The organism is Variovorax saccharolyticus (assembly GCF_030316765.1).
GTDB classification, from domain to species: Bacteria; Pseudomonadota; Gammaproteobacteria; order Burkholderiales; family Burkholderiaceae_C; genus Variovorax; species Variovorax saccharolyticus.
Genome location: NZ_JASZYT010000002.1, coordinates 215,978 through 237,955, shown reverse-complemented (window position 1 = coordinate 237,955; position 21,978 = coordinate 215,978). Strand labels below are relative to the sequence as shown.

Below are 21,978 nucleotides of genomic sequence, written 5' to 3'. Positions count from 1 at the left end.
CGGATCAGTCTTTCAGCAGTCGGCGAAGCACCTTGCCGGCACCGGTGGTCGGCAGCGCGTCGATGAAGCTCACGGCGCGCGGCGCCTTGTAGCTCGCCATGTTGTCGCGCGACCAGGCGATCAGCGCGTCGGCGTCGAGTTCGGCGCCGGGCTTGCGCACGATGAAGGCCTTCACCACCTCGCCCTTCTCGGCGTCGGGCCGGGCGATGACCGCGGCCTGCGCCACGGCCGGATGCTTGATCAGGATGGTCTCGACTTCCTCGGGAAACACGCTGTAGCCCGAGACCTTGATCATCTCCTTGAAGCGGCCGATGAAGCTGAGGTAGCCGTCGGCATCGACCTTGCCCATGTCGCCGGTGTGGACCCAGCCGTCGCGCAGGGTCGCGGCGGTGGCTTCGGGCTTGTTCCAGTAGCCCTTGAACGAGCCCGCGCTGCGCAGCACGATCTCGCCGACTTCGCCTGCCGCCTTGTCCTCGCCGGTGTCGCTGTCGACGATGCGGATGGTGACGCCCGGCACCGCGATGCCCTGCGTTCCCCAGCGGGGCGCATGGTGCGGCGTGTAGGTGTCGCAGGTGTGGGTTTCGCTGAGGCCGTAGGCGGCCTCGAAGGAACTGCAATGGGCCGCGAAGCCACGCCACTGCTGCGCCAGCGGCTCGGTGAAGGCGATGCCGAAACTGGTGACCGGGTTCATGCGAAGGCTAGAGAGATCGAAGCCCGCGATGTCCGGCACCTGCATGCAGGCGACGTTCATCGGCGCGATGCTGTACCACCAGCTGACCGCGTGGCGGTCGATCGCCTGCAGCGCCGCGCGCGGATCGAAGCGATGCAGCAGCACCGAGGTGGCGCCCGTGAGCACCGGCACGTTGACGCCCATCAGCATGCCCGCGATGTGATAGAGCGGCGCGATCGACAACAGCACGTCGCTGTCGGTGACGCCGTTGCAGTCGGCCGCCGCGCGGGTCTTGAAGAGTGCGTTGCCGTAGCTCAGCATCGCGCCCTTGGGCAGGCCCGTGGTGCCCGAGGTGTACGTCATCAGCGCCACGTCGTCCAGCGACAAGTCGACCGGTGCCGGACGCTCGCCGCTCCTCGTCGCCGCCAGGAAGTCCTCGCAGCCCGCGGGAACTTCCCGCGGCTCGCGCTGTGCCGCGGCCAGTTCGGCAGGCAGCTCGAGCGCCGGCGCCGCCGGCAGCAGGTCGGCGTAGTGCACCACGAACACATGCGCGAGCGCGCTCTGCGCACGCACCTTGTCGACCACCGGCAGCAGCGACGAGGCAGCGACGATCACGCGCGCCTGCAGGTCGCCGAGCTGATAGGCCAGCTCGTGCTCCTTGTTGAGCGGCCCGCTCGGGCAGACGATGGCGCCGATCTTCTGGATGCCGAAGTGCGCCACCAGGTACTGCGGGCAGTTGTTGAGGAACAGCACGACGGGCTGGCCCTTCTTCACGCCGAGGGCCTGCAGCCGGGCCGCGAAGGCGTCGCTGGCGGCGTCGAGCTCGGCGTAGCTCAGGGCGTGGCCGTACCAGAGGCAGGCCGGCTTGTCCGCGCGTTCGCGGGCGTGCCGGCGCAGGTACTCGTGCAGCGGCTGCTGCGGGCGGTCGGGAAGCTCGCGAAGATCGCGAAGATCGCGGACGGTGCTTGTCTCCATGGCGTCAGTCTCTCAGGGTTATCGATAGAACTCGGGCGCTTGCCAATGCCGGCATGGTGCACCAAGATCCTACCCATGGGTATAACTTCGGCGACACCGCACAAACCCTCTGGGCGCGAGGATGCGTCTTCTCCCCGCATCGACCTGCCGCAGGGCACCGGCCGGCAGCGCGCCGCCACGGCCGGCACCGACGTGCAGCGCGAGCGCATCCTGCAGGCGGCGGCGCAGCTGTTCGCCGCGCAGGGCTACGCCAACACCACGATGGCGCAGATCGTGCGCGCGCTCGACGTCACGAAGCCCTTCGTCTACTACTACTTCCGCGACAAGCAGGAGATCTTCGAAACCCTCTCCTGGCGGCCCGCGGTCGACTGCTTCACCGCCATGGACTTCGCCGCCGGCGACCCGCGCCGCGCGGTCGACAAGGTCAAGGAAGGCATCGAGCGCTTGATCCGCGCGACGGTGGCGCACCACCCCTGCGCCTTCTTCGCCTACAAGGAGCCGCAGGTCTACCGGCCGGAGTACATCGCGGCGCAGAAGAAGCTGGCCCATCACTTCTACGACCAGCTCTTCCCACTGCTGGAGCAGGCCCGCAGCGACGGCGACCTCGACTTCGGCGAAACCAAGATCACCGCCTTCGCGGCGCTCAGCCTGCCCGGCTTCCTCTACAGCTGGTACCGGCCCGACGGCCGGCTCTCGCCCGACGAGGTGGCGGCCGAGCTCAGCCGGCTCGCATGGCGAGTGCTCGGGCTGCGCGAGCGCGCGCCCTGACAGAAGCGCCTTCCCCTCTTCCAAACCACGGAGACCGTCCATGAAGTTCCCCTGCCTGCTCGCGCCCGTCGCGGCCGCGGTGCTGTTCGCCGCCGGCGCCACCCACGCCCAGCAGACCTACAAGATCGCCTACATCGATCCGCTCTCCGGCCCCTTCGCCAATGTCGGCGAGCTGATGCTCACGCACACGCAGTACGCGATCGAGGACATCAACGCCAAGGGCGGCGTGCTCGGGGGTACCAGGCTGCAGCTGCTGCAGTTCGACAGCAAGCTGTCGGCGCAGGAGAGCCAGAGCGCGCTGCAGGCGGCCATCGACCAGGGGGCGCGCGCCATCGTCACGGGCGGCTCGGGCTCCTCGGTGGTGAGCGCGCTGGTGCAGGCGGTCAACCGCTGGAACCAGCGCAATCCCGGCAAGGAGCTGCTGGTGCTCAACCATTCCTCGATCGACCCCGAGCTCACGGGCAAGTCCTGCAGCTTCTGGCACTTCCAGACCGACGCCAACACCGCGATGAAGATGAAGGCGATCGCCAACACCATCAAGAAGACGCCCGAGGTCAAGAAGGTCTACCTGTTGAACCAGGACTACGCGCATGGCAAGCAATGGGCCGGCTACGGCCGCCAGCTGGTCGGACTGGCGCGCCCCGACGTCCAGTTCGTCGGCGAGACGCTGCACCCGATCGGCCGCGTCAAGGATTTCGCACCCTATCTCGCCAACATCAAGCAGTCGGGCGCCGATTCGGTGATCACCGGCAACTGGGGCCAGGACATGACCCTGCTGCTCAAGGCGGCGGGCGATGCCGGATACGACCTGCACTACTACAACCACAGCGCGGGCTCGGTGCCGGGCACGGTGCTGGCCGTGTCGCAGGCCAGGCTCGGCCAGCTCACCTGGGTCGCCGAGTGGCATCCGGGCCAGGCCGATTCGCCCAAGGTCGACGCCCTCGCCAAGAGCTACAAGGCCAGGACCGGCAAGGACTTCCTGGCGCCCCGCATCGAGATGACGCCACGGCTGCTGGCCGCAGCGATCAACAAGGCCGGCAGCACCGACACCGCCAAGGTGGCGCTGGCGATGGAAGACCTGAGCTTCGAGTCGGTGGTCGGCCCGGTGCGCATGCGCGCCGAAGACCACCAGCTGCTGCTGCCGCAGGTGGTCAACACGATCGCGCCGGTCGACGGCAAGGCGGTCAAGGTCGGCTGGGAAGGCACCAACTACGGCTTCCGCACCGATGCGATCTACAGCGGCAACGAACTCGCGCAAGGCACCGACTGCAAGATGCAGCGCCCCTGAGCCCGCCGGAACTTCGTTCGGGTTGCTCTTTGTCATGGGCGTGCGCTACCGTAGCGGCTGATCCGTGCAACAGGAGAGCCGCGCATGACCCGCACCCTTCGACTGATCGGCGCGCCGACCGACATCGGCGCCAGCACCCGAGGCGCCGGCATGGGCCCCGACGCCTTGCGGGTGGCGGGGCTCGCCAACACGCTGGCCGGGCTGGGCTTCGAGGTCGTCGACGGCGGCAACCTGGCTGGCCCGGGCACGCCCTGGGAGGTGCCGGCCGAAGGGCTGCACCACCTGCCCGAAGTGATCGCCTGGAACCGGCTGGTCCATGACGCGGTCGACCAGGCGCTGGAAGCCGGCCAGCTCCCGGTGCTGCTGGGCGGCGACCACTGCATCGCGGTCGGCTCGATCAGCGCGATCGCACGCCACGTGCGTCAGCGGCGGCAGAAGCTGCGGGTGCTGTGGCTCGACGCCCATACCGACGTCAACACCGAGACCACCAGCCCGAGCGGCAACATGCACGGCATGCCGGTCTCGTGCCTGCTGGGCCATGGGCCGGCGGCACTCACCGGCTGGAGCGGCGAGCCGGCCGCGCTGGCGCACGACGCGATCCGCTTCCTCGGCATCCGCAGCGTCGATGCCGAGGAGAAGTCGGCGATCCGCTCGCTCGGCCTCGGCGTCTTCGACATGCGCCACATCGACGAGCACGGCATGCGCACCACGATGACCGAGGCGCTGCAGGACGTCGACGACGACACCCACCTGCACGTGAGCTTCGACCTCGACTGCCTCGACCCGGACTACGCGCCGGGCGTCGGCACCGGCGTGCGCGGCGGCCCGACCTGGCGCGAGATGCAGCTGTGCATGGAAATGATCGCCGATACCGGGCGACTGGGCTCGCTCGACGTGGTCGAGCTCAACCCGGCGCTCGACGTGCGCAACCGGACCGCGGAAATCGCGGTCGAACTGATCGAAAGCCTGTTCGGCAAGTCGACGCTGGTGCGCTGAGGCGATGCGCCGCCGCAAAAAGCGGCGCTCCGTGACTTTTCTCCCGCGGCGAATCCGCACCCTGGAACTACATTCTTAAGTATTCTTTTTTGATACCGAGAAGCAAGATGGGCGTGCGCAAGATTGGACTGCTGGTGGAGCAACCGGCGGATGGATCGTATTTCTGGGTGATCCACGAAGACGTCCGGCGCGACGGCCGCTTCGAGCCCCTGCACCGCGCCGAGCGTTCGTTCGCGACCTACTCGGCGGCCCTGGCACAGGGCTACGGCGTGCTCCAGCGCCTCTGCGGACTGAACGGCCTGCCGGCCTACGCGGCCCGTGCGGTCGCACTCTGAGGGCAGGGCGCGCTTCGAGCCGCTTTCCTACGCGTAAAGGCGAGTTCGCGGAAGGACGCGCGGCCTGGGCGCCGCTAGAGTCGTGCTCCCAGCCCAAGACACGACGATGCCAATCAACGGACCAACGACAGAGGAACACGCCAGAGGCCTGCGCGTGCTCGTGGTGGAAGACGATGCCGACACCTTGGCGGCCACGGTCGAGATGCTGCAGCTGCTGGGGCACTGGGCGACCGGGGTGCGCAGCGCCGAGAGCGCCAAGGACCGCTTCTATGACAAGGCCTTCGACGTCCTGATGACCGACGTCGGCCTGCCCGCGTTGTCCGGCCTGGACCTGGCCGACATCCTCCGCACCCGCCACCGGCTCGACAAGCTCGACGTCATCTTCGCCACCGGGCGGCCGGCACCGCCGACGCCGATCCCGAATGCGGTGTGGCTGCAGAAGCCCTTCAGCGTCGAACAACTCGAAGCCGCCCTGGCCCGGACCCGCTCCGGACTGCCCGCCTGAAGCCGCTCAGCCGCGCGAAGGCGACAGCGGCACCGGCGTCAGCGGCGCCTCGATCAGCGGCCGGGGCGTGACCACCGGCGAGGCCTCGGCCGGCTTGGCTTCGGCCGGCTTGCCCTCGGCCGAGGCCGGCAGGAAACGGTCGATCAGCGAGAAGAAGCGGTCGTAGAAGCGCTCGTCGGTCAGGGTTTCGCTCGCCACCTTGACCAGCGCATCGTCGCTGGAGCTGAAGGGCAGCGACAGCGAGCCGATCGCGCCGACGCCGACGGTGGCCGAGTTGTTGACCTTCTTGATGCCGTAGCGATCCTGCAGCGCGCTGGCGAAGGCGATGGTGCTGCGGGCGCCGTCGCGGCCATTGCCCTCGCGCGCGCAGACGACCCTGAACTCCACCTCCACGTGCACCTCGGCGGCCGGCTGGAAGCTCTTGCGGCCGGTCACCAGGTCGGCATTGGCCGCGGTCACCATGTAGCCCTGGCTCAGAAGGGCGCGCCGCGCCGCCTCGCAGGTCTGGGCCTCGTTGGCGGCATAGCTGCGCGTGTGGGTGGTGGTGGAATCGAACTCTTCCGGCTCGTAGGACACGCGGCGCGGCGCGGTCAGGCTGCAGCCGGCGAGCAGGGACGAGAGCAGCAGCACGGTGGCAACTGCGCGGCAGGACGGAAGGCGCATGGAGTGCATCTGGGTGGCGGAAGCGGAGGCGGAATGCTAGCAAGCCGCGGGGGCGCGGCCCAGCTTTGACATCAGGGATGCGCCGGCGTTCCCCGGTTCAGGCGTCCAGGCGCAGCAGGTGATGCGCCCGGCCGCGCGTGGCGGCGATCCGCCGCGCATTGGGCTCGTCGGTCCGCGCCACCCAGGCCAGCGCCGCCTCGCGGCTGCGGCCGAACTGCTGGTGCCGGCTCAGCAGGCGCTCCAGGCGCAGCGTGTCGTCGACCTCCACGTACCAGACCTCGTCGAGCAGCGGTGCCGCACCGGCCCAGTGGCCGTCGTCCAGCAGCAGGTAGTTGCCTTCGGTGATGACCAGCGGGGTGTCGGGCCGCACCGCGATCGCGCCGGCGACCGGCTCCTCGATCTCGCGGCGGAACTCGGGCGCATAGACGACCTCGCCGGCCGGCTGGGTCCGAAGGCGATGCAGCAGCGCCACGTAGCCGGCGCTGTCGAAGGTGTCGGGCGCGCCCTTGCGATCGGCCCGGCCCAGCCGCTCGAGTTCGGTGCCGGCCAGGTGGAAGCCATCCATCGGCACCACCTGGGCGCGATCGGGAAAGGCCTCGAGCAGCGCCTGCGCCACGGTCGACTTGCCGGAACCCGGCGCGCCGACCAGCCCGAGCAGCCGCCGCCCGCCACGGGCCAGCAGCGACTCGACACGCGCCAGGTCGGCGGCGGGCAGCCGGATCACGGGTACAGGCCGCGCTCCTGGCGAGCCATCAGGATCCGCTCGCAGGCCACCGCGTAGGTGGCGGTGCGCAGCGTGATCTTGTGCTTGTCGGCGGTGTCCCAGATGTTGTTGAGCGCGTTCATCATGATGCGGTCCAGGCGCACGTTGATCTCGTCCTCGTCCCAGAAGAAGGACGAGAAGTCCTGCACCCACTCGAAGTAGCTGACCGTCACGCCGCCGGCGTTGCAGATCACGTCGGGCACCACCAGCACGCCGCGTTCGGCCAGGATGTCGTCGGCGGTCGGCACCGTGGGGCCGTTGGCGCCCTCTAGCACCAGCTTGGCCTTGGTCTTCTGGGCCCGTTCGGCCGTGATCTGGCCTTCGAGCGCGGCCGGGATCAGGATGTCGCAGGCGACGTCCCAGAACTGCTCGTTGGGCACCACGTCGCCGCCCTTGAAGCTCACGGCGCCGCCCGGCGTGCGCGAGGCCGGCACCAGCCCTGCGAGGTCGAGCCCGTTCTCGTTGAGGATGGTGCCGGTGTGGTCCTGCACCGCGACGATTTTTGCGCCGGCCTCGGCGAACAGCTCGGCCGCCACCGAGCCCACGTTGCCGAAGCCCTGCACCGCGATGCGGGCGCCGCGCAGGTCGAGCCCGAGCCGGCGCGCCGCCTCGCGGCCGGTCACGAAGACGCCGCGGCCGGTGGCCTTGACCCGGCCCAGCGAGCCGCCCAGGTGCAGCGGCTTGCCGGTGACGACGCCGGTGGCGGTGCCGCCGACGTTCATCGAGTAGGTGTCCATCATCCAGGCCATGATCTGGGCGTTGGTGTTGACGTCGGGGGCCGGGATGTCGGTGTGCGGGCCGATGATGATGCCGATCTCGCTGGTGTAGCGGCGCGTGACCTTTTCCAGCTCCTTCAGCGACAGCTTCTTCGGGTCGACCCGGATGCCGCCCTTGGCGCCGCCGTAGGGCAGGTTGACCGCGGCCGTCTTGACCGTCATCCAGGCCGACAGCGCCATCACTTCCTCGAGCGTGACGTCGGGGTGGAAGCGCACGCCGCCCTTGCCCGGGCCGCGCGACATGTTGTGCTGCACCCGGTAGCCCTCGAAGTGGGCGATCGAGCCGTCGTCCATCTCGATCGGCACGTCGACGATCAGCGCCCGCTTCGGGCGCTTGAGGGTCTCGGCCCAGCGGGCCAGTCCACCGAGGTAGGGGACGACGCGATCCACTTGGGACAGGTAGGTGCCCCACGGGCTGTTGGCGGTCGGGTGGACGTAGGAGAGTTCGGAGCTCATGGCGATCCTTGGTGTTGAACGGACAGGCGCCACGATAGTCCTGGTGCGGCCGTCGCGCCATGCCTATGCGCGTTGCTTTGGCGGTTATGCGATGGCGGCAAGCAGGGCCGCGTTGCCGCCGGCGGCGGTGGTGTTGATGGTGAGCGTCTGCTCCGCGCAGAAGCGAAGCAGGTAGTGCGGGCCGCCGGCCTTCGGACCGGTGCCGCTGAGGCCCTCGCCACCGAAAGGCTGGACGCCGACGACGGCGCCGATGATGTTGCGGTTGACGTAGACGTTGCCCACGTGGGCGCGCGCCGCCAGCGCCAGGGCCCGGCTGTCGATGCGGGTCTGGATGCCCAGCGTAAGCCCGAAGCCCAGCCGGTTGACCGCCTCGATCACGGCCTGCGGCTCGCCCGACCAACGCACCACCTGCAGCACCGGGCCGAAGATCTCGGCCGTCACGCGGTCGATGGCCGGCACCTCGTAGGCGTGGGGCGGAATCAGGTTGTCGGCCGCCGGCGCCGCCGCCCCGGGCGCGAACAGCACCGTGGCCTCCGAATCCAGCCGCCGCAGATGCCGCTGGATGTTCTCGAAGGCCTCGCAGTCGATCACCGGGCCGACATCGGTGGCCAGCAGGGCCGGGTCGCCGGCGCACAGTTCGCTGGCCGCGCCCCGGATCATCTCGATCACCGGCTCGGCGATCGCCTCGTGCAGCAGCAGCAGGCGCAGCGCCGAGCAGCGCTGGCCGGCCGAGCGGAAGGCGCTTTGCACCACCGCGTCGACCACCTGCTCGGGCAGCGCGCTGGAGTCGACCAGCATCGCGTTGATGCCGCCGGTCTCGGCGATCAGCGGCACGATAGCGCCGTCCTTGGCCGCCAGCGCGCGATGGATGATCTTCGCCACCTGGGTCGAGCCGGTGAACACCACGCCGGCCACGCCGGGCGCCGCGACCAGCGCGGCGCCGACGGTCTCGCCCGGCCCGTGCAGCAGTTGCAGAGCATCCGCCGGCACGCCGGCGGCATGCAGCAGGCGCACCGCCTCCAGCGCGACCGCCGGCGTCTGCTCGGCCGGCTTGGCCAGCACCGTGTTGCCGGTCGCCAGTGCCGCCGCCACCTGGCCCAGGAAGATCGCCAGCGGGAAATTCCAGGGGCTGATGCAGACCCAGGGGCCGCGGCCGGTCAGGCGCAGCTCGTTGCTCTCGCCGGTCGGCCCGGGCAGCGCCACCGGCTGCATCAGCCGCTCGGCCTCGTCGGCGTAGTAGCGCAGGAAGTCGACCGCCTCGCGCACTTCGGCCACCGCGTCGCCCCAGGTCTTGAAGGCCTCCTTGACCAGCAGGGCACAGAAGCGCGGCAGTTCGGCCTGCAGCGCGTCGGCCGCATGGCGCAACGTGGCCGCGCGCAGGCCGACCGGCGTGCGGGTCCAGGTGCGGCAGGCCGTGGCCGAGGCGGCGACCGCCGCTTCGGCGCGCTGGGCGTCGAATTCCGGCACCGCCGGCACCGCGGTGGCCGCGTGGGCCGCCAGCAGCGGCGCGCGCATCGCCTCGACCGTCAGGTCGACGCCGCTGCTGTTGCGCCGCGCCGGTGGCGGCCCGTAGAGCTCGGGCGGCAGCGGCAGCGAGGCATGGCGGTCGAGCCACAGCGGCGACACCAGCAGTTCGTCCATGCCGACGGATTCGTCGCCGAGCTGGTTCACGAAAGACGAGTTGGCGCCGTTCTCGAGCAATCGGCGCACCAGGTAGGCCAGCAGGTCCTTGTGGCGGCCGACCGGGGCGTAGACGCGCACCGGCACGCTGGTGCTCTTCATGCCCTCGCGGTAGATCCCCTCGCCCATTCCGTGCAGCCGCTGCAATTCGAACGGCACGCTGCCCGCCATCCGCAGGATGGCCGCGATCGTGCCCGCGTTGTGGGTCGCGAACTGCGGGTAGATCGCATCCGGCGCCGCCAGCAACGCCCGCGCGCAGGCCAGGTAGCTGAGGTCGGTGTGGTGCTTGTGCGTGAAGACCGGGTAGTGCGGCAGGCCGAGTTCCTGGGCGCGCTTGATCTCGGCGTCCCAGTAGGCGCCCTTGACCAGCCGGCACATCAGCCGCAGCCCGTGTCTGCGGCCGATGCCGGCGACGTGTTCGATCAGCTCCAGCGCGCGCGTCTGGTAGGCCTGCATCGCGAGGCCGAAGCCGCGCCACTGCGGCCTCTCGGCTGCCACCTTCTCGGCCAGCGCTTCGAAGACCTCGAGCGAGAGTTCGAGCCGATCGACCTCCTCGGCGTCGATCGTGAGGTTGAGATTGGCGTCGGCGGCGAGCAGGCACAGCTGCCACACGCGCGGCACCAGCTCGCGCATCACGCGCTCGTGCTGCGCGTCCTCGTAGCGCGGATGCAGCGCGCTGAGCTTGATCGAGATGCCGTCGTTCTGCTCGGGCGATGCGGCGCGGTCGGCGCCGGCGGCGATCGAATGGATCGCGTTGACGTAGCTGTCGAGGTAGCGCAGCGCATCGGCGTCGGTGCGCGCGCCCTCGCCCAGCATGTCGTAGCTGAAGCGCAGCGCCGAATGTTTCCTGTGGGCCGACCGGGCCTCGGCCATTCCCTCCTCGATGGTCTGGCCGAGCACGAACTGGCGGCCCAGCAGCTGCACCGCGCGCAGGGTCGCGGCGACCACGGTGCGGGCGCCCAGCCTGGCCATCAGGCCCGGCTCGGCCTCCTGGTCGGGCAGGAACTTCTTCGACAGCGCGATCGCCGAGGACGACAGCCGCGCCAGGGTCGAGTCGGCGCTGCTCTCGAAATTGGCGCGGCCCAGCTGGTCGGCGGTCAGCGCGATCGCGGTCTCGGCGTCGGGCACCCGCAGCAGCGCCTCGGCCAGCCGCATCAGCGCCAGGCCCTCGGCGCTCGAGATCGGGTATTCGCGCAGCAAGCTCTCCATGGCCCAGAACGGCGGCGGACTGTGGCGCACGGCGCGCACCCAGGGCGTGGCCAGGGGCACGATGGCCGCCCAGTCGAGGGCGCCCTTCAGCGAGGCGAGGCGGTGCGAGACGATGTCGGCTTCGGGGCGGTAGGGGCTGGGCAGGCGCATGGCGAAACTCCGGTGGTCGATGGCAGCGATGCTCCGCCTTCCGCTGCTGAGTTATTCACCAAAATTCATCTGTCGACCGGATAATTCGCTAATGACAAACGAATCAACCGCCGATCTCGACCGCATCGACATGAAAATCCTGAAGGTTCTTCAGGAAGACGGCCGAATCTCGAACCTCAAGCTGGCCGAGGCCGTGGCGCTGTCGCCTACCGCCGTGCTGGCGCGGGTGCAGCGCCTCGCGCGCGACGGCTTCATCCTCGGCTACGAGGCCCGGCTCGATCCGCACAAGCTGGGCCGCGGCTTCACGGTCTTCGTCGAGGTGCTGCTCGACCGCACCACGCCCAACGTCTTCGATGCCTTCAAGGCCGCGGTGCAGGTGCGCGACGAGATCATGGAGTGCCACATGGTCGCTGGCGGCTTCGACTACCTGCTCAAGACCCGCATGGCCGACATGACGGCCTACCGCGACTTCGCCGGCACGGTGCTGTGGCAGCTGCCCGGGGTGCGGGAGACGCGCACCTACGCGGTGATGGAGGAGGTGAAGAGCAGCGCGCGGATTCCGCTGCCGGGCTAGGCCGCCGCCGGACGTTCGCCGAGCAGGTAGTCGACGAACACGCGCACCCGCAGCGGCACGAAGCGCCGGTGCGGATACAGCAGGCTGTGCGGCCGCGAACGGCCGCCGAAATCCCGCAGCAGTTCGACCAGCCGGCCGGCGCGCAGGTCCTCCTCGACCACGAAGCGATAGGCCTGGAACACGCCGGCGCCGTGGCGCGCCAGGGTGGCGCCGGCGGTCACATCGTCCGAACACGCATAACCGCCGGCGGTCTGCAGCTCGAGTTCCTGCCCGTCGCGCCGGAACAACCACGGAATGGCGCGTCCGCTGCTGGGCAGCTCGAACTGGATGCACTCGTGGGCCTGCAGTTCGTCGAGGGTCACGGGCGTTCCGCGGCGCCGCAGATAGTCGGGCGAGGCGACGACGACCAGCGGCGTGTCTTCCAGCAGGCGCGAAACCAGGGTCGAGTCGGCGGTCGCCCGGGCCCGTATCGCCAGGTCGTAGCCCTCTTCCGCGAAGTCGATGTTGCGGTTGCTGACGTTGACCTCGACCTTCACGGCCGGAAAGCGCTCGCGAAAGGCCGGCAACAGCGGCAGCAGACGGTAGTGGCCGTAGGTGGTCGGCGCGCTGATGCGCACCAGGCCGGACGGCGCGAGCTGGTGGCCGGAGGCCTCCCGCTCGGCCTCGACCAGCTGGTTCAGGGCTTGCCGGCACTGCTCGAAATAGCCGCGCCCAGCCTCGGTCAGCCGCATCTGCCGGGTCGTCCGCGTGAAGAGCCGCACGCCCAGCCGCTCCTCCAGCCGCGAGACCGAACGACTGACGGCCGCCGGCGTCACCGAAGCGGCCGCGGCCGCGGCCGTGAAGCTGCCTTGCTCGGCGGCCAGGCAGAACAGTTCGATGCTGCCCAGCATCACGTCGTCGAATTGTCGATTCATGGCTTCTCGCTTCGTTGACTTGCCTTATTCATTACACCATGTATTTATAGATGTGTTTTACACATGATTTATCAAACAAAAGAACATCAATAAAGTCGAGGCTCCACTTCAAAAGGACCTTCTCCATGACCTCCAACGTTTCCAAGGTCGCCGTCATCACAGGCGCCTCCAGCGGCATCGGTGCCGCGCTCGTCCAGGCCTACCGCAAGGCTGGTTTCAGGGTCGTTGCCAACTCCCGTTCGATCGGCGCCAGCAGCGATCCGGACATCCTGGCGGTTGCAGGCGACGTCGCCGAGCGCGCGACGGCAGAGCGGATCTTCAGCCAGGGCGTGGAGCGCTTCGGCCGCATCGACACGCTGGTCAACAACGCCGGCATCTTCACGGCCAAGCCATTCACCCAGTTCACCAGCGAGGACTGGGCGGCGAACATCGGCACCAACCTCGCCAGCTTCTTCCACGTCAGCCAGCTGGCCGTGCAGCGGATGGAAGCCCAGGGCTCGGGCCACATCGTCCAGATCACGACCAGCCTGGCCGACCAGCCGATCAACGGCGTGCCGTCGGTTCTCGCGTCGCTGACCAAGGGCGGCCTGAACGCCGCCACCAAGTCGCTGGCCATCGAGTACGCATCGCGCGGCATCCGCGTGAACGCGGTCTCGCCCGGCATCGTCAAGACGCCGATGCATCCGCCGGAGACCCATGCGGCGCTCAGCGGCCTGCATCCGCTGGGCCGGATGGGCGAAACGGAAGAGATCGTCGACGCGGTGCTGTTCCTCGAGAACGCGAAGTTCGTGACCGGCGAGATCCTTCACGTCGACGGCGGGCAGGCCGCCGGCCACTGGTGATCCGCCATGCCCTACATCAGGATCGAGATCACGCGCGAAGGCGTGACCCAGGAACAGAAGAAGCAGCTGATCGCCGGCGCCACCGAGCTGATGGTGCGCGTGCTCGACAAGGACCCGGCCACCACCTTCGTCGTGATCGACGAAGTGGATCTGGACAACTGGGGGGTGGGCGGGCAACCGGTTGCCGAGTGGCGCCGCGCGCAAGCCGCGGCTCGGAGCAGGTGAAGATGCGAACCGAAGCGAGATGCCTGCCCGGTCCGTCTGCCCCGCCCCCTACCTCCCGGACCAAGGCCTGGGTTTGCCAAGAACATACAAAATTTTGTATGATCCGAAATGACCAGTCCGAAGCCCGTCGAGTTCCGGGGCAGTTCACTCGATGACCTTCGCGCCTTTCCGCTCTCGGTCAAGCGCGAAGCGGGCCATCAACTCGACCAAGTGCAAAACGGCGAGGAGCCGGACGACTGGAAGCCCATGAACAACGTGGGCCGGGGCGTGAAGGAAATCCGGATTCAGGATTCAGCCGGAGCGTTTCGGGTCATCTACGTTGCCAAGTTCGCGGATGCCATTTACGTGCTTCACTGCTTTCAGAAGAAGACCGCAAAGACCAGCAAGGCCGATGTGGACTTGGCCGCCAAGCGGTACCGCGAGCTGGTGAAAGAGTTGGGCCTATGAGCGCCGCCCGGCCGCCCGAAGGCGCTCGCATTGCTGTGCGCAGCACGGAGGTCATCTGATGAGCAAGCAACGTTTCGCCAGCGTCTGGGATGCCATCGAGGACACCCCGGAAGAAGCGGAAAACATGAAGCTGCGTTCCGTCCTGCTGACCGCGCTGAAAAACCACCTGCTCCGTACTGAAATGAGCCAAGCGCAGGCCGCCAAACTCTTGGGTGTGACTCAGCCGCGTGTCTCCGACCTGATGCGCGGCAAGATCAACCTGTTCGGCCTCGATGCGCTGGTGAACATGGCCACGGCTGCCGGGCTTCACGTCGAAATGCGAGTGGTCGAAGCCGCCTGAGTTTCTCGAAACCTGCTGCTTTGCGCCGCTTCAAACAGAAACGGTGAGCATCCTGACTGGAAGGGGTGTCAGCGCTGGCCGAAGATCGCCGTGCCCACGCGGACCATCGTGCTGCCCGCCGCGACCGCAGCCTCGAGATCGGCCGACATGCCCAGCGACAGGGTGTCGAGTTCGATGCCGGCCGCCCGGATCTGCTCGAAAACCGCAGCCGCCCGCAGGAAAAGCGCCCGCTGCGACTCGAAATCCGGCGCTGGTTCCGGGATCGCCATCAGCCCGCGCAGCCGCAAACGTGGCAAAGCCGCCACGGCCTGCGCCAGTGCCAGCGCATCTTCCGGCGCCACGCCGGACTTGTTCGCGCCGCCATCCACATTGACCTGCAGGCAGACCTGGAGCGGCGGCAGGCCGGTCGGCCGCTGCTCGGCCAGCCGCTCGGCGATCTTCAGCCGATCGATGCTGTGCACCCAGTCGAAATGCTCGGCCACCACCCGCGTCTTGTTGCTCTGCAGGGGGCCGATGCAGTGCCATTCGAGCTCTGCGCGCAGATCGGCCAGGGCTTCGATCTTGGCCACGCCTTCCTGGACATAGTTCTCGCCGAAGGCCCGCTGGCCGGCCGCATGCGCCGCACGCACCGCCGCGGCGTCGAAAGTCTTGGACACCGCGAGCAAGCGCACGCTCGCCGGATCGCGTCCGGCGGCCGTGCAAGCCGTCACGATCCGGGTCCGAACTTGCTGGAGCTTGTCGCCAATCATCGTCATAATCTTCAAAGTCGTATCAAAACGTCACCGAGGAACTGCGTGGACATTACCCAACTGCTCGCCTTCAGCGTCAAGAACAAGGCGTCCGACCTGCATCTCTCGGCCGGGCTGCCGCCCATGATCCGGGTCCACGGCGACGTGCGCCGCATCAATGTCGACGCGCTCGATCACAAGGCCGTGCACGCCATGGTGTACGACATCATGAGCGACACGCACCGCAAGCACTACGAAGAGTTCCTGGAGGTCGACTTCTCGTTCGAGATCGACGGCCTGGCGCGCTTCCGCGTCAACGCCTTCAACCAGTCGCGCGGCGCGGCGGCGGTTTTCCGGACCATTCCGTCGAAGATCCTCACGCTCGAGCAGCTCAACGCGCCGAAGATTTTCGGCGATCTGGCGCTCAAGCCGCGCGGCCTGGTGCTGGTCACCGGCCCGACCGGTTCCGGCAAGTCGACCACGCTGGCGGCGATGATCAACTACCTGAACGAAACCGAGTACGGCCACATCCTCACGGTCGAGGACCCGATCGAATTCGTCCACGATTCCAAGAAGTGCCTGATCAACCAGCGCGAGGTCGGGCCGATGACGCTGTCGTTCGCCAATGCGCTGCGCTCGGCGCTGCGCGAGGACCCGGACGCGATCCTGGTCGGCGAAATGCGCGATCTCGAAACCATCCGCCTGGCGATGACCGCGGCCGAGACCGGCCACCTGGTGTTCGGCACCCTGCACACCTCGTCGGCGGCCAAGACCATCGACCGGATCATCGACGTCTTCCCCGGCGAAGAAAAGGAAATGATCCGCGCCATGCTGTCGGAGTCGCTGCAGGCCGTGATCTCGCAAACCCTGTGCAAGACCAAGGACGGCCAGGGCCGCGTGGCGGCGCACGAGATCATGCTGGGCACGCCCGCCATCCGCAACCTGATCCGCGAGGGCAAGGTGGCGCAGATGTATTCGTCGATCCAGACCGGCAGCGGCCAGGGCATGCAGACGCTCGACCAGAACCTCACCGACCTGGTGCGGCGCAGTGTCATTTCCGCCGCCGAAGCGCGCGGAAAGGCCAAGATCCCCGAGAATTTCCCCGGCTGACCCAGCCCTTGCCCAGCCGCACCGGAGTACCGTCATGGAACGCGATCAAGCCAGCCAGTTCATCAACGACCTGCTGAAGCTCATGGTGAGCCGCAACGGCAGCGACCTGTTCATCACGGCCGACTTCCCGCCGGCGATCAAGGTCGACGGCAAGGTCACCAAGGTGTCGGCCCAGGCCCTCGGCGCGCAGCACACGCTGGCGCTCACGCGCTCGGTCATGAACGACCGCCAGACGGCCGAGTTCGAGCGCACCAAGGAGTGCAACTTCGCGATCTCGCCGACCGGCATCGGCCGCTTCCGCGTCAATGCCTTCGTGCAGCAGGGCAAGGTCGGCATGGTGCTGCGGACCATCCCGGCCAAGCTGCCGACCATCGACGGCCTCGGCATGCCGCAGGTGCTCAAGGACGTGTCGATGACCAAGCGCGGCCTGACCATCCTGGTCGGCGCCACGGGCTCGGGCAAGTCGACCACGCTGGCGGCGATGATCGACTGGCGCAACGAGAACTCCTACGGCCACATCGTGACGGTCGAGGACCCGGTCGAGTTCGTGCACCCGCACAAGAACTGCGTGGTGACGCAGCGCGAGGTCGGCATCGACACCGACAGCTGGGAGGCGGCGCTCAAGAACACGCTGCGCCAGGCGCCCGACGTGATCCTGATGGGCGAGATCCGCGACCGCGAGACGATGGAGCACGCGGTGGCCTTCGCCGAGACCGGCCACCTGTGCATGGCCACCCTGCACGCCAACAGCGCCAACCAGGCGCTCGACCGGATCATCAACTTCTTCCCCGAGGAGCGCCGCGCCCAGCTGCTGATGGACCTGTCGCTGAACCTGCGCTCGCTGGTCTCGCAGCGGCTGATCCCGACCGAGGACGGCCACGGCCGCATCGCCGCGGTCGAGATCCTGCTGAACACGCCGCTGATCGCCGACATGATCTTCAAGGGCGAGGTCGGCGAGATCAAGGAGATCATGAAGAAGAGCCGCAACCTGGGCATGCAGACCTTCGACCAGGCGCTGTTCGACCTCTTCGAGGGCAACGCGATCAGCTTCGACGACGCGATCCGCAACGCCGACTCGGCCAACGACCTGCGGCTGCAGATCAAGCTCAACAGCCAGCGCGCGCGCACCACCGACCTCTCGGCGGGCACCGAGCACTTCGCGATCGTGTGAATTGACTCGCCCCCAGGTTGGGCTCACTGCGTGTAGCCCGCCCACCCCCTGCCGGGGGCGCAGTCAGCGGCCCGGCAAAGCCGGTTCCGCGACTGCCCACCAACGGGCGAGCGCTGCGCGCCGCCGAAGAACAACCACCGCGCCTGCATTCACCGGCCGGCGCAGCCAAGCCCGTTGGTGAAACACCGCGGAACCGGCTTCGCCGGGCCGCTGGTGTTGCCCCCGGCAGGGGGTGGGCGCCCGGACACGAAGTGCCGGGCAACCTGGGGGCGAGCTAAAGTACCCCCCCATATGAGCAGCCTCAACCCCAAAACCTACGATTCCATCCCTTCGCAGAAGGTCGCCTTCCTCGGCCTTGGCGTGATGGGCTACCCCATGGCCGGCCATCTCGCGCTGGCCGGCCACCACGTCACGGTCTACAACCGCAGCGCCGGCAAGTCCAATGACTGGGAAGCCGAATTCAAGCCGCAGGCCCCGGCCTCGGTCAGCCACTCGGCCACGCCGCGCGGCGCCGCATCCAATGCCGACATCGTGTTCTGCTGCGTCGGCAACGACGACGACCTGCGCTCCGTGGTGCTCGGCGAGAACGGCGCCTTCGCGGGCATGGCCCCCGGCGCGGTGTTCGTCGACCACACGACGGCCTCGGCCGATGTGGCGCGCGAACTGTCGAAGGCCGCGCTGGAACGCGGCCTGCAGTTCATCGACGCCCCGGTCTCCGGCGGCCAGGCCGGCGCCCAGAACGGCGCGCTGACCGTGATGTGCGGCGGCGACTCGGCCACCTTCGACAAGGTCAAGCCGGTGATCGCCGCCTTCGCGCGCGCCGTCACCCTGCTCGGCGAGAGCGGCGCCGGCCAGCTCGCCAAGATGGTCAACCAGATCGCGATCGCCGGGCTGGTGCAGGGCCTGTCGGAGGCCATCGCCTTCGGCCAGCGCGCCGGGCTCGACATGAACGAGGTGCTGGCCGTGATCGGCAAGGGTGCCGCCCAGAGCTGGCAGATGGACAACCGCGGCAAGACCATGATCGAAGGCAAGTTCGACTACGGCTTCGCGGTCGACTGGATGCGCAAGGACCTCGGCCTGGTGCTCGACGAGGCCAAGCGCAACGGCGCCCGGCTGCCGGTGACCGCGCTGGTCGACCAGTTCTATGCCGACGTGCAGCAGGCCGGCGGCAAGCGCTGGGACACTTCCAGCCTGATCACTAGATTGAAGTAGGGCTTCGCTTCAGCGCACCGGCGAGGTCGTGACGCCGCCGCTGGCCGGTGGCGTCGAGGACGACGGCAGCGGGGGCAGCGGCTCCATCGGCGGCAGCGGCACGTTCGAGCGCGAGGCCGGTGCGCTGCTGCCCGCGGGTGCGCCGGTGCCGCCCGGCTGGCCCTGGGGCTGCTGCTGTTGCTGTTGCTGCTGCAGCTGGTTCTGCAACTCCGCTTCGCTGACGATCTCGACCACGCGCACCACCTTCGTGACGCCCGAGACGCCACGCGCGATATCGGTTGCGCGATCGGTCTCGCGGCGGGTCGCGATGCCCAGCAGGTAGACCGTGCCGCGCTCGGTCACGACCTTGAACGAATTGGCGAAGATGTCCTTGGCATCGAGCAGCGAGGCCTTGACCTTGCCGGTGATGAAGGTGTCGTTGGAGCGCTCCTGGAAGCTGGTCGGCGGCCCGACCACCAGCTCGTTGACCACGGAGCGCACGTTGTCGACCCGCTTCACCACGTCTTCGACGCGGCGCTTGTCGGCCTCGCTGCCGACCGTGCCGGTCAGCAGCACCTGGCGGTTGAAGCTGGTCACGCTCACGTACATCTGGTCGTTGGCGATCTCGCGCACGCGGGCACCGGCGCGCAGCTCGATCGCCTGGTCGTCGACCTGCGCGCCCGAGCTGCGGCGATCGGTCGCCACCATGCCGACACCGGCCGCCGCCGCCCCGCCCACCACCAGCGGCACGCAGGCTGTGAGGCCGGCAACCAGTACGGCGCCTGCAGTCAGAGCCATCGCGATGCGTTGAGTGGATGTGGTCTTCATGGGTGCGGGCCTTCCTGTGCGTTGTGTGCGCGGCGAGTTTAGCCCAGGGTTTTCGCCCTCCCGTTACCGCCTGTCATCGATGCCGGCCGCCACGGCGTGTCGCGGCCCTTGCCTACAATTTGCTGCGGTCGATGGCGCACATGTTGCATGGGTTGTGGCCGGCATCGACGACCACCCGATCCAGCAAGGAACTCAACGTGAATCACTTGATCGCCCGATCGCCGGTCCTGCGCCGGATGGCCGGCTCCCTGGCGATGGCGATGCTGCTGGCCGGCTGCAATGCGCTGGCCCCGGTGAACCCGCCCATCGCGAAGGTGGACCTGGACAACGGCTATCGCGTCAACCGTCTGCTCAAGCGCACGCACGAAGGCGTCAAGAACGACCCGCAGACGATCTTTCTGCTCACCTTCTCGGGCGGCGGCACGCGCGCGGCGGCGTTTTCCTATGGGGTGCTCGAGGAGCTGCGGCGCACCGACATCGTGGTGCAGGGCGTGCAGCGCAACCTGCTGGCCGAGGTCGATGCGATCGCCGGCGTTTCGGGCGGCAGCTTCACCGCGCTCGCCTACGCGCTCTACGGCGACCGCCTGTTCACCGAGTACGAGCCGCGATTCCTGAAGCGCGACGTCCAGGGCACGCTGACCCGGCGCGCGCTCAATCCGCTCAACTGGTTCAACCTCGGCAGCGGCCTCTACGGCCGCTCGGAGCTGGCGGCCGACTACTACGACGAGATCCTCTTCAACGGCGCCACCTTCGCCGACCTGCTCAAGCAGCCGACCCCCGTGACCGCGGTCACCGGCACCGACCTGTCGACCGGGGCCCGCTTCCCGTTCTCGCAGGACCACTTCGACCTGCTGTGCTCCGACCTCGGCACGGTGCGCCTGGCCCGGGCCGCAGCCACCTCCTCGGCCGTGCCCGCCGTGCTGTCGCCGGTCACCTACTACAACTACGGCGGCAACTGCGGCGCCACCATGCCGGCCTGGGTGCAGGACGTCACCAAGCCCGGCGGCCCCGAGCGCCCCGCCGGCCGGGCGTTGCTGCGCTACCGCGACATCCAGAGCTTCGAGGACAGCAGGAACCGGCCGTACCTGCACGTGGTCGATGGCGGCGTGTCCGACAACCTGGGCCTGCGCGGCCTGCTCGAGGCGCTCGAGGAGCTCGAAGCCAGTCCGAACTTCCAGCGCGAAGTGGGGCTGTCGTCGATCCAGCGCATCGTGGTCGTGGTGGTCAACTCGCGCTCGGCGCCGGCCACCGACTGGGACCGGCGGGCGCGCGCGCCCGGCATCCTCTCGCAGCTGCTGCAATCGTCGAGCGTGCCGATCGACCACTTCTCCTACGAGTCGGTCGAACTGCTGAAGGACATCGCGCAGCGCTGGGCCGACAAGCGCGAGCTCGAAGTCGCCGAGCTCCGGCTCTCGGGCAAGTCGCGCGCCGAGGCCGAGGCCTCGGTGCCGAAGCTGCGCTTCGACGCCATCGACGTCAGCTTCGATGCCATCGAGGACCCGAAGGAGCGGCGCTACTTCATGGACCTGCCGACCAGCTTCGTGCTGTCGGAAGACGAAGTCGACCGGCTGCGCGCATTGGGCGGCCGGCTGCTGCGCGAATCGCCGGCCTATCGCGAACTGCTCCAGCGCATCGGCGGCGCGCCGGCCAAGGGCGCTGCCGCGGCGCAGTAGCCTGCGCCCGGATTCAGGCGGCCAGCAGGGAGGAGTCGCTGTCCTGGTCGCCGAGCAGTTGCGCATCGACGCCGTCGCACAGGCAGTGAAGCGCCAGCAGGTGGACCTCGTGGATGCGCGCCGCGCGCTCGTGCGGCACGCAGACCTGGACGTCGGTCTCGCGCAGCGCGCGCCCCACCGCGCCGCCGGTGCTGCTGCCCGAGGGAGCGGCATTGCCGAGCAGCGCCACCACCGTCATGTCGCGCGCATGCGCGGCCTCGACGGCGGCCAGCACGGCGGCCGACTGGCCGCTGACGCTCAGCGCCAGCAGTACGTCGCCGGCCTGGCCGAGCGCGCGCACCTGGCGCGCGAAGCGATCGGCGCCCAGGGCTTCGGCCGTGTCGGCGGCAGGATCGGCGGGATCGCCGGGCAGCGCGATCGCAGCCAGTTCGGGACGGTCGCGTTCGAAGCGGCCGACGAACTGGGCCGCGAACTGGGCGGCCAGCAGACCGGACACGCCGGAGCCGCAGGCGAGGATCTTGCCGCCGCTGGTGACGCAGGCCAGCAGGGCCTGCATGGCTTGCGAGATGGGCTTGCCGAGCAAGGGCCCGGCCTGGTATTTGAGGTCCGCACTGTCGATGAAGTGCTGCTGAATCCGTTGCTCTAGCATTTGGCCCGGATGATAACTGCGGGTCCACGCGGAGCGACTGAAACAAAACGTG

At 68.6% G+C, this 21,978-nt stretch carries 23 protein-coding genes; 14 read left to right on the top strand and 9 right to left on the bottom strand.

Annotated elements, in window-relative coordinates; genetic code table 11:
• Positions 1-4: 4 nt before the first annotated feature.
• Positions 5-1,645 (bottom strand): AMP-binding protein, encoded by a 1,641-nt coding sequence (locus QTI45_RS07185; RefSeq protein WP_286653897.1) that lies wholly within the window; start codon positions 1,643-1,645, stop codon positions 5-7.
• A gap of 75 nt (positions 1,646-1,720) precedes the next feature.
• On the opposite strand from QTI45_RS07185, the gene QTI45_RS07180 reads away from it, so the two are divergent.
• The 5 genes from QTI45_RS07180 (at position 1,721) to QTI45_RS07160 (ending at position 5,537) form a co-directional block, all read left to right on the top strand.
• On the top strand, positions 1,721-2,413 hold the full coding sequence (locus QTI45_RS07180) for a TetR/AcrR family transcriptional regulator (RefSeq protein ID WP_286371044.1): 693 nt from the start codon (positions 1,721-1,723) through the stop codon (positions 2,411-2,413).
• 40 nt (positions 2,414-2,453) lie between these two features.
• The gene (locus QTI45_RS07175; RefSeq protein WP_286653896.1) at positions 2,454-3,701 is read left to right on the top strand and encodes a branched-chain amino acid ABC transporter substrate-binding protein; all 1,248 of its coding nucleotides are present in this window, start codon (positions 2,454-2,456) and stop codon (positions 3,699-3,701) included.
• Between the two features lie 84 nt (positions 3,702-3,785).
• Entirely contained in the window at positions 3,786-4,697 is a 912-nt protein-coding gene (gene rocF, locus QTI45_RS07170; protein WP_286371042.1) for an arginase, read from the top strand.
• 113 nt (positions 4,698-4,810) lie between these two features.
• Positions 4,811-5,032 carry a hypothetical protein gene (locus QTI45_RS07165; protein WP_286653895.1) on the top strand — a complete coding sequence of 74 codons (222 nt, stop codon included), beginning with the start codon at positions 4,811-4,813 and terminating at the stop codon, positions 5,030-5,032.
• Between the two features lie 154 nt (positions 5,033-5,186).
• A complete protein-coding gene (locus QTI45_RS07160) occupies positions 5,187-5,537 on the top strand; it encodes a response regulator (RefSeq protein ID WP_286371040.1) in 351 nt (116 codons plus the stop codon).
• 6 nt (positions 5,538-5,543) lie between these two features.
• Here the strand turns inward: QTI45_RS07160 and QTI45_RS07155 are convergent, their stop codons facing one another.
• The 4 genes from QTI45_RS07155 to QTI45_RS07140 all read right to left on the bottom strand — a co-directional run bounded on the left by QTI45_RS07155 (position 5,544) and on the right by QTI45_RS07140 (position 11,234).
• Positions 5,544-6,200, bottom strand: a complete 657-nt coding sequence (locus tag QTI45_RS07155; RefSeq protein ID WP_444813256.1) for a DUF2242 domain-containing protein — start codon at positions 6,198-6,200, stop codon at positions 5,544-5,546.
• Positions 6,201-6,297: 97 nt separating this feature from the next.
• On the bottom strand, positions 6,298-6,915 hold the full coding sequence (locus tag QTI45_RS07150; protein WP_444813264.1) for a nucleoside/nucleotide kinase family protein: 618 nt from the start codon (positions 6,913-6,915) through the stop codon (positions 6,298-6,300).
• Positions 6,916-6,920: 5 nt separating this feature from the next.
• Complete coding sequence (locus QTI45_RS07145; protein ID WP_286371037.1) at positions 6,921-8,195, bottom strand: Glu/Leu/Phe/Val family dehydrogenase; 1,275 nt, start codon at positions 8,193-8,195, stop codon at positions 6,921-6,923.
• An 84-nt stretch (positions 8,196-8,279) separates the two neighbouring features.
• A complete protein-coding gene (locus QTI45_RS07140) occupies positions 8,280-11,234 on the bottom strand; it encodes an L-glutamate gamma-semialdehyde dehydrogenase (protein WP_286653892.1) in 2,955 nt (984 codons plus the stop codon).
• Positions 11,235-11,325: 91 nt separating this feature from the next.
• Here QTI45_RS07140 and QTI45_RS07135 point away from each other — a divergent pair, with 91 nt between their 5' ends.
• Complete coding sequence (locus QTI45_RS07135; protein ID WP_286371035.1) at positions 11,326-11,808, top strand: Lrp/AsnC ligand binding domain-containing protein; 483 nt, start codon at positions 11,326-11,328, stop codon at positions 11,806-11,808.
• Here QTI45_RS07135 and QTI45_RS07130 read toward each other — a convergent pair.
• Positions 11,805-12,722 carry a LysR family transcriptional regulator gene (locus QTI45_RS07130; protein ID WP_286653891.1) on the bottom strand — a complete coding sequence of 306 codons (918 nt, stop codon included), beginning with the start codon at positions 12,720-12,722 and terminating at the stop codon, positions 11,805-11,807. The two genes, QTI45_RS07135 and QTI45_RS07130, sit on opposite strands and share 4 nt — an antisense overlap.
• 125 nt (positions 12,723-12,847) lie before the next feature.
• Here QTI45_RS07130 and QTI45_RS07125 point away from each other — a divergent pair, with 125 nt between their 5' ends.
• The 4 genes from QTI45_RS07125 to QTI45_RS07110 all read left to right on the top strand — a co-directional run bounded on the left by QTI45_RS07125 (position 12,848) and on the right by QTI45_RS07110 (position 14,576).
• Positions 12,848-13,564 (top strand): SDR family NAD(P)-dependent oxidoreductase, encoded by a 717-nt coding sequence (locus QTI45_RS07125; RefSeq protein ID WP_286653890.1) that lies wholly within the window; start codon positions 12,848-12,850, stop codon positions 13,562-13,564.
• Between the two features lie 6 nt (positions 13,565-13,570).
• The gene (locus tag QTI45_RS07120) at positions 13,571-13,789 is read left to right on the top strand and encodes a tautomerase family protein (RefSeq protein ID WP_286653889.1); all 219 of its coding nucleotides are present in this window, start codon (positions 13,571-13,573) and stop codon (positions 13,787-13,789) included.
• A gap of 108 nt (positions 13,790-13,897) precedes the next feature.
• A complete protein-coding gene (locus QTI45_RS07115; RefSeq protein WP_286653888.1) occupies positions 13,898-14,236 on the top strand; it encodes a type II toxin-antitoxin system RelE/ParE family toxin in 339 nt (112 codons plus the stop codon).
• Positions 14,237-14,294: 58 nt separating this feature from the next.
• Positions 14,295-14,576 carry a helix-turn-helix domain-containing protein gene (locus QTI45_RS07110; RefSeq protein WP_286653887.1) on the top strand — a complete coding sequence of 94 codons (282 nt, stop codon included), beginning with the start codon at positions 14,295-14,297 and terminating at the stop codon, positions 14,574-14,576.
• 68 nt (positions 14,577-14,644) lie between these two features.
• On the opposite strand, the gene QTI45_RS07105 is transcribed toward QTI45_RS07110, so the two are convergent.
• Positions 14,645-15,331, bottom strand: a complete 687-nt coding sequence (locus tag QTI45_RS07105) for a YggS family pyridoxal phosphate-dependent enzyme (RefSeq protein ID WP_286653886.1) — start codon at positions 15,329-15,331, stop codon at positions 14,645-14,647.
• A 39-nt stretch (positions 15,332-15,370) separates the two neighbouring features.
• Here QTI45_RS07105 and QTI45_RS07100 point away from each other — a divergent pair, with 39 nt between their 5' ends.
• From QTI45_RS07100 to QTI45_RS07090, 3 genes are all read left to right on the top strand, one after another.
• Positions 15,371-16,414: a type IV pilus twitching motility protein PilT gene (locus tag QTI45_RS07100; RefSeq protein ID WP_286371030.1), complete on the top strand. Its 1,044-nt coding sequence runs from the start codon at positions 15,371-15,373 to the stop codon at positions 16,412-16,414.
• 34 nt (positions 16,415-16,448) lie between these two features.
• Entirely contained in the window at positions 16,449-17,585 is a 1,137-nt protein-coding gene (locus QTI45_RS07095) for a PilT/PilU family type 4a pilus ATPase (protein WP_286653885.1), read from the top strand.
• Positions 17,586-17,876: 291 nt separating this feature from the next.
• Positions 17,877-18,797, top strand: coding sequence for an NAD(P)-dependent oxidoreductase (locus QTI45_RS07090; RefSeq protein WP_286371028.1), 921 nt, complete (start codon positions 17,877-17,879; stop codon positions 18,795-18,797).
• Positions 18,798-18,806: 9 nt separating this feature from the next.
• On the opposite strand, the gene QTI45_RS07085 is transcribed toward QTI45_RS07090, so the two are convergent.
• Positions 18,807-19,604: a BON domain-containing protein gene (locus QTI45_RS07085; RefSeq protein WP_444813255.1), complete on the bottom strand. Its 798-nt coding sequence runs from the start codon at positions 19,602-19,604 to the stop codon at positions 18,807-18,809.
• Positions 19,605-19,801: 197 nt separating this feature from the next.
• On the opposite strand from QTI45_RS07085, the gene QTI45_RS07080 reads away from it, so the two are divergent.
• A complete protein-coding gene (locus QTI45_RS07080) occupies positions 19,802-21,277 on the top strand; it encodes a patatin-like phospholipase family protein (RefSeq protein WP_286371027.1) in 1,476 nt (491 codons plus the stop codon).
• Between the two features lie 13 nt (positions 21,278-21,290).
• On the opposite strand, the gene QTI45_RS07075 is transcribed toward QTI45_RS07080, so the two are convergent.
• Entirely contained in the window at positions 21,291-21,926 is a 636-nt protein-coding gene (locus QTI45_RS07075) for an SIS domain-containing protein (protein ID WP_286371026.1), read from the bottom strand.
• Between the last annotated feature and the right edge of the window lie 52 nt (positions 21,927-21,978).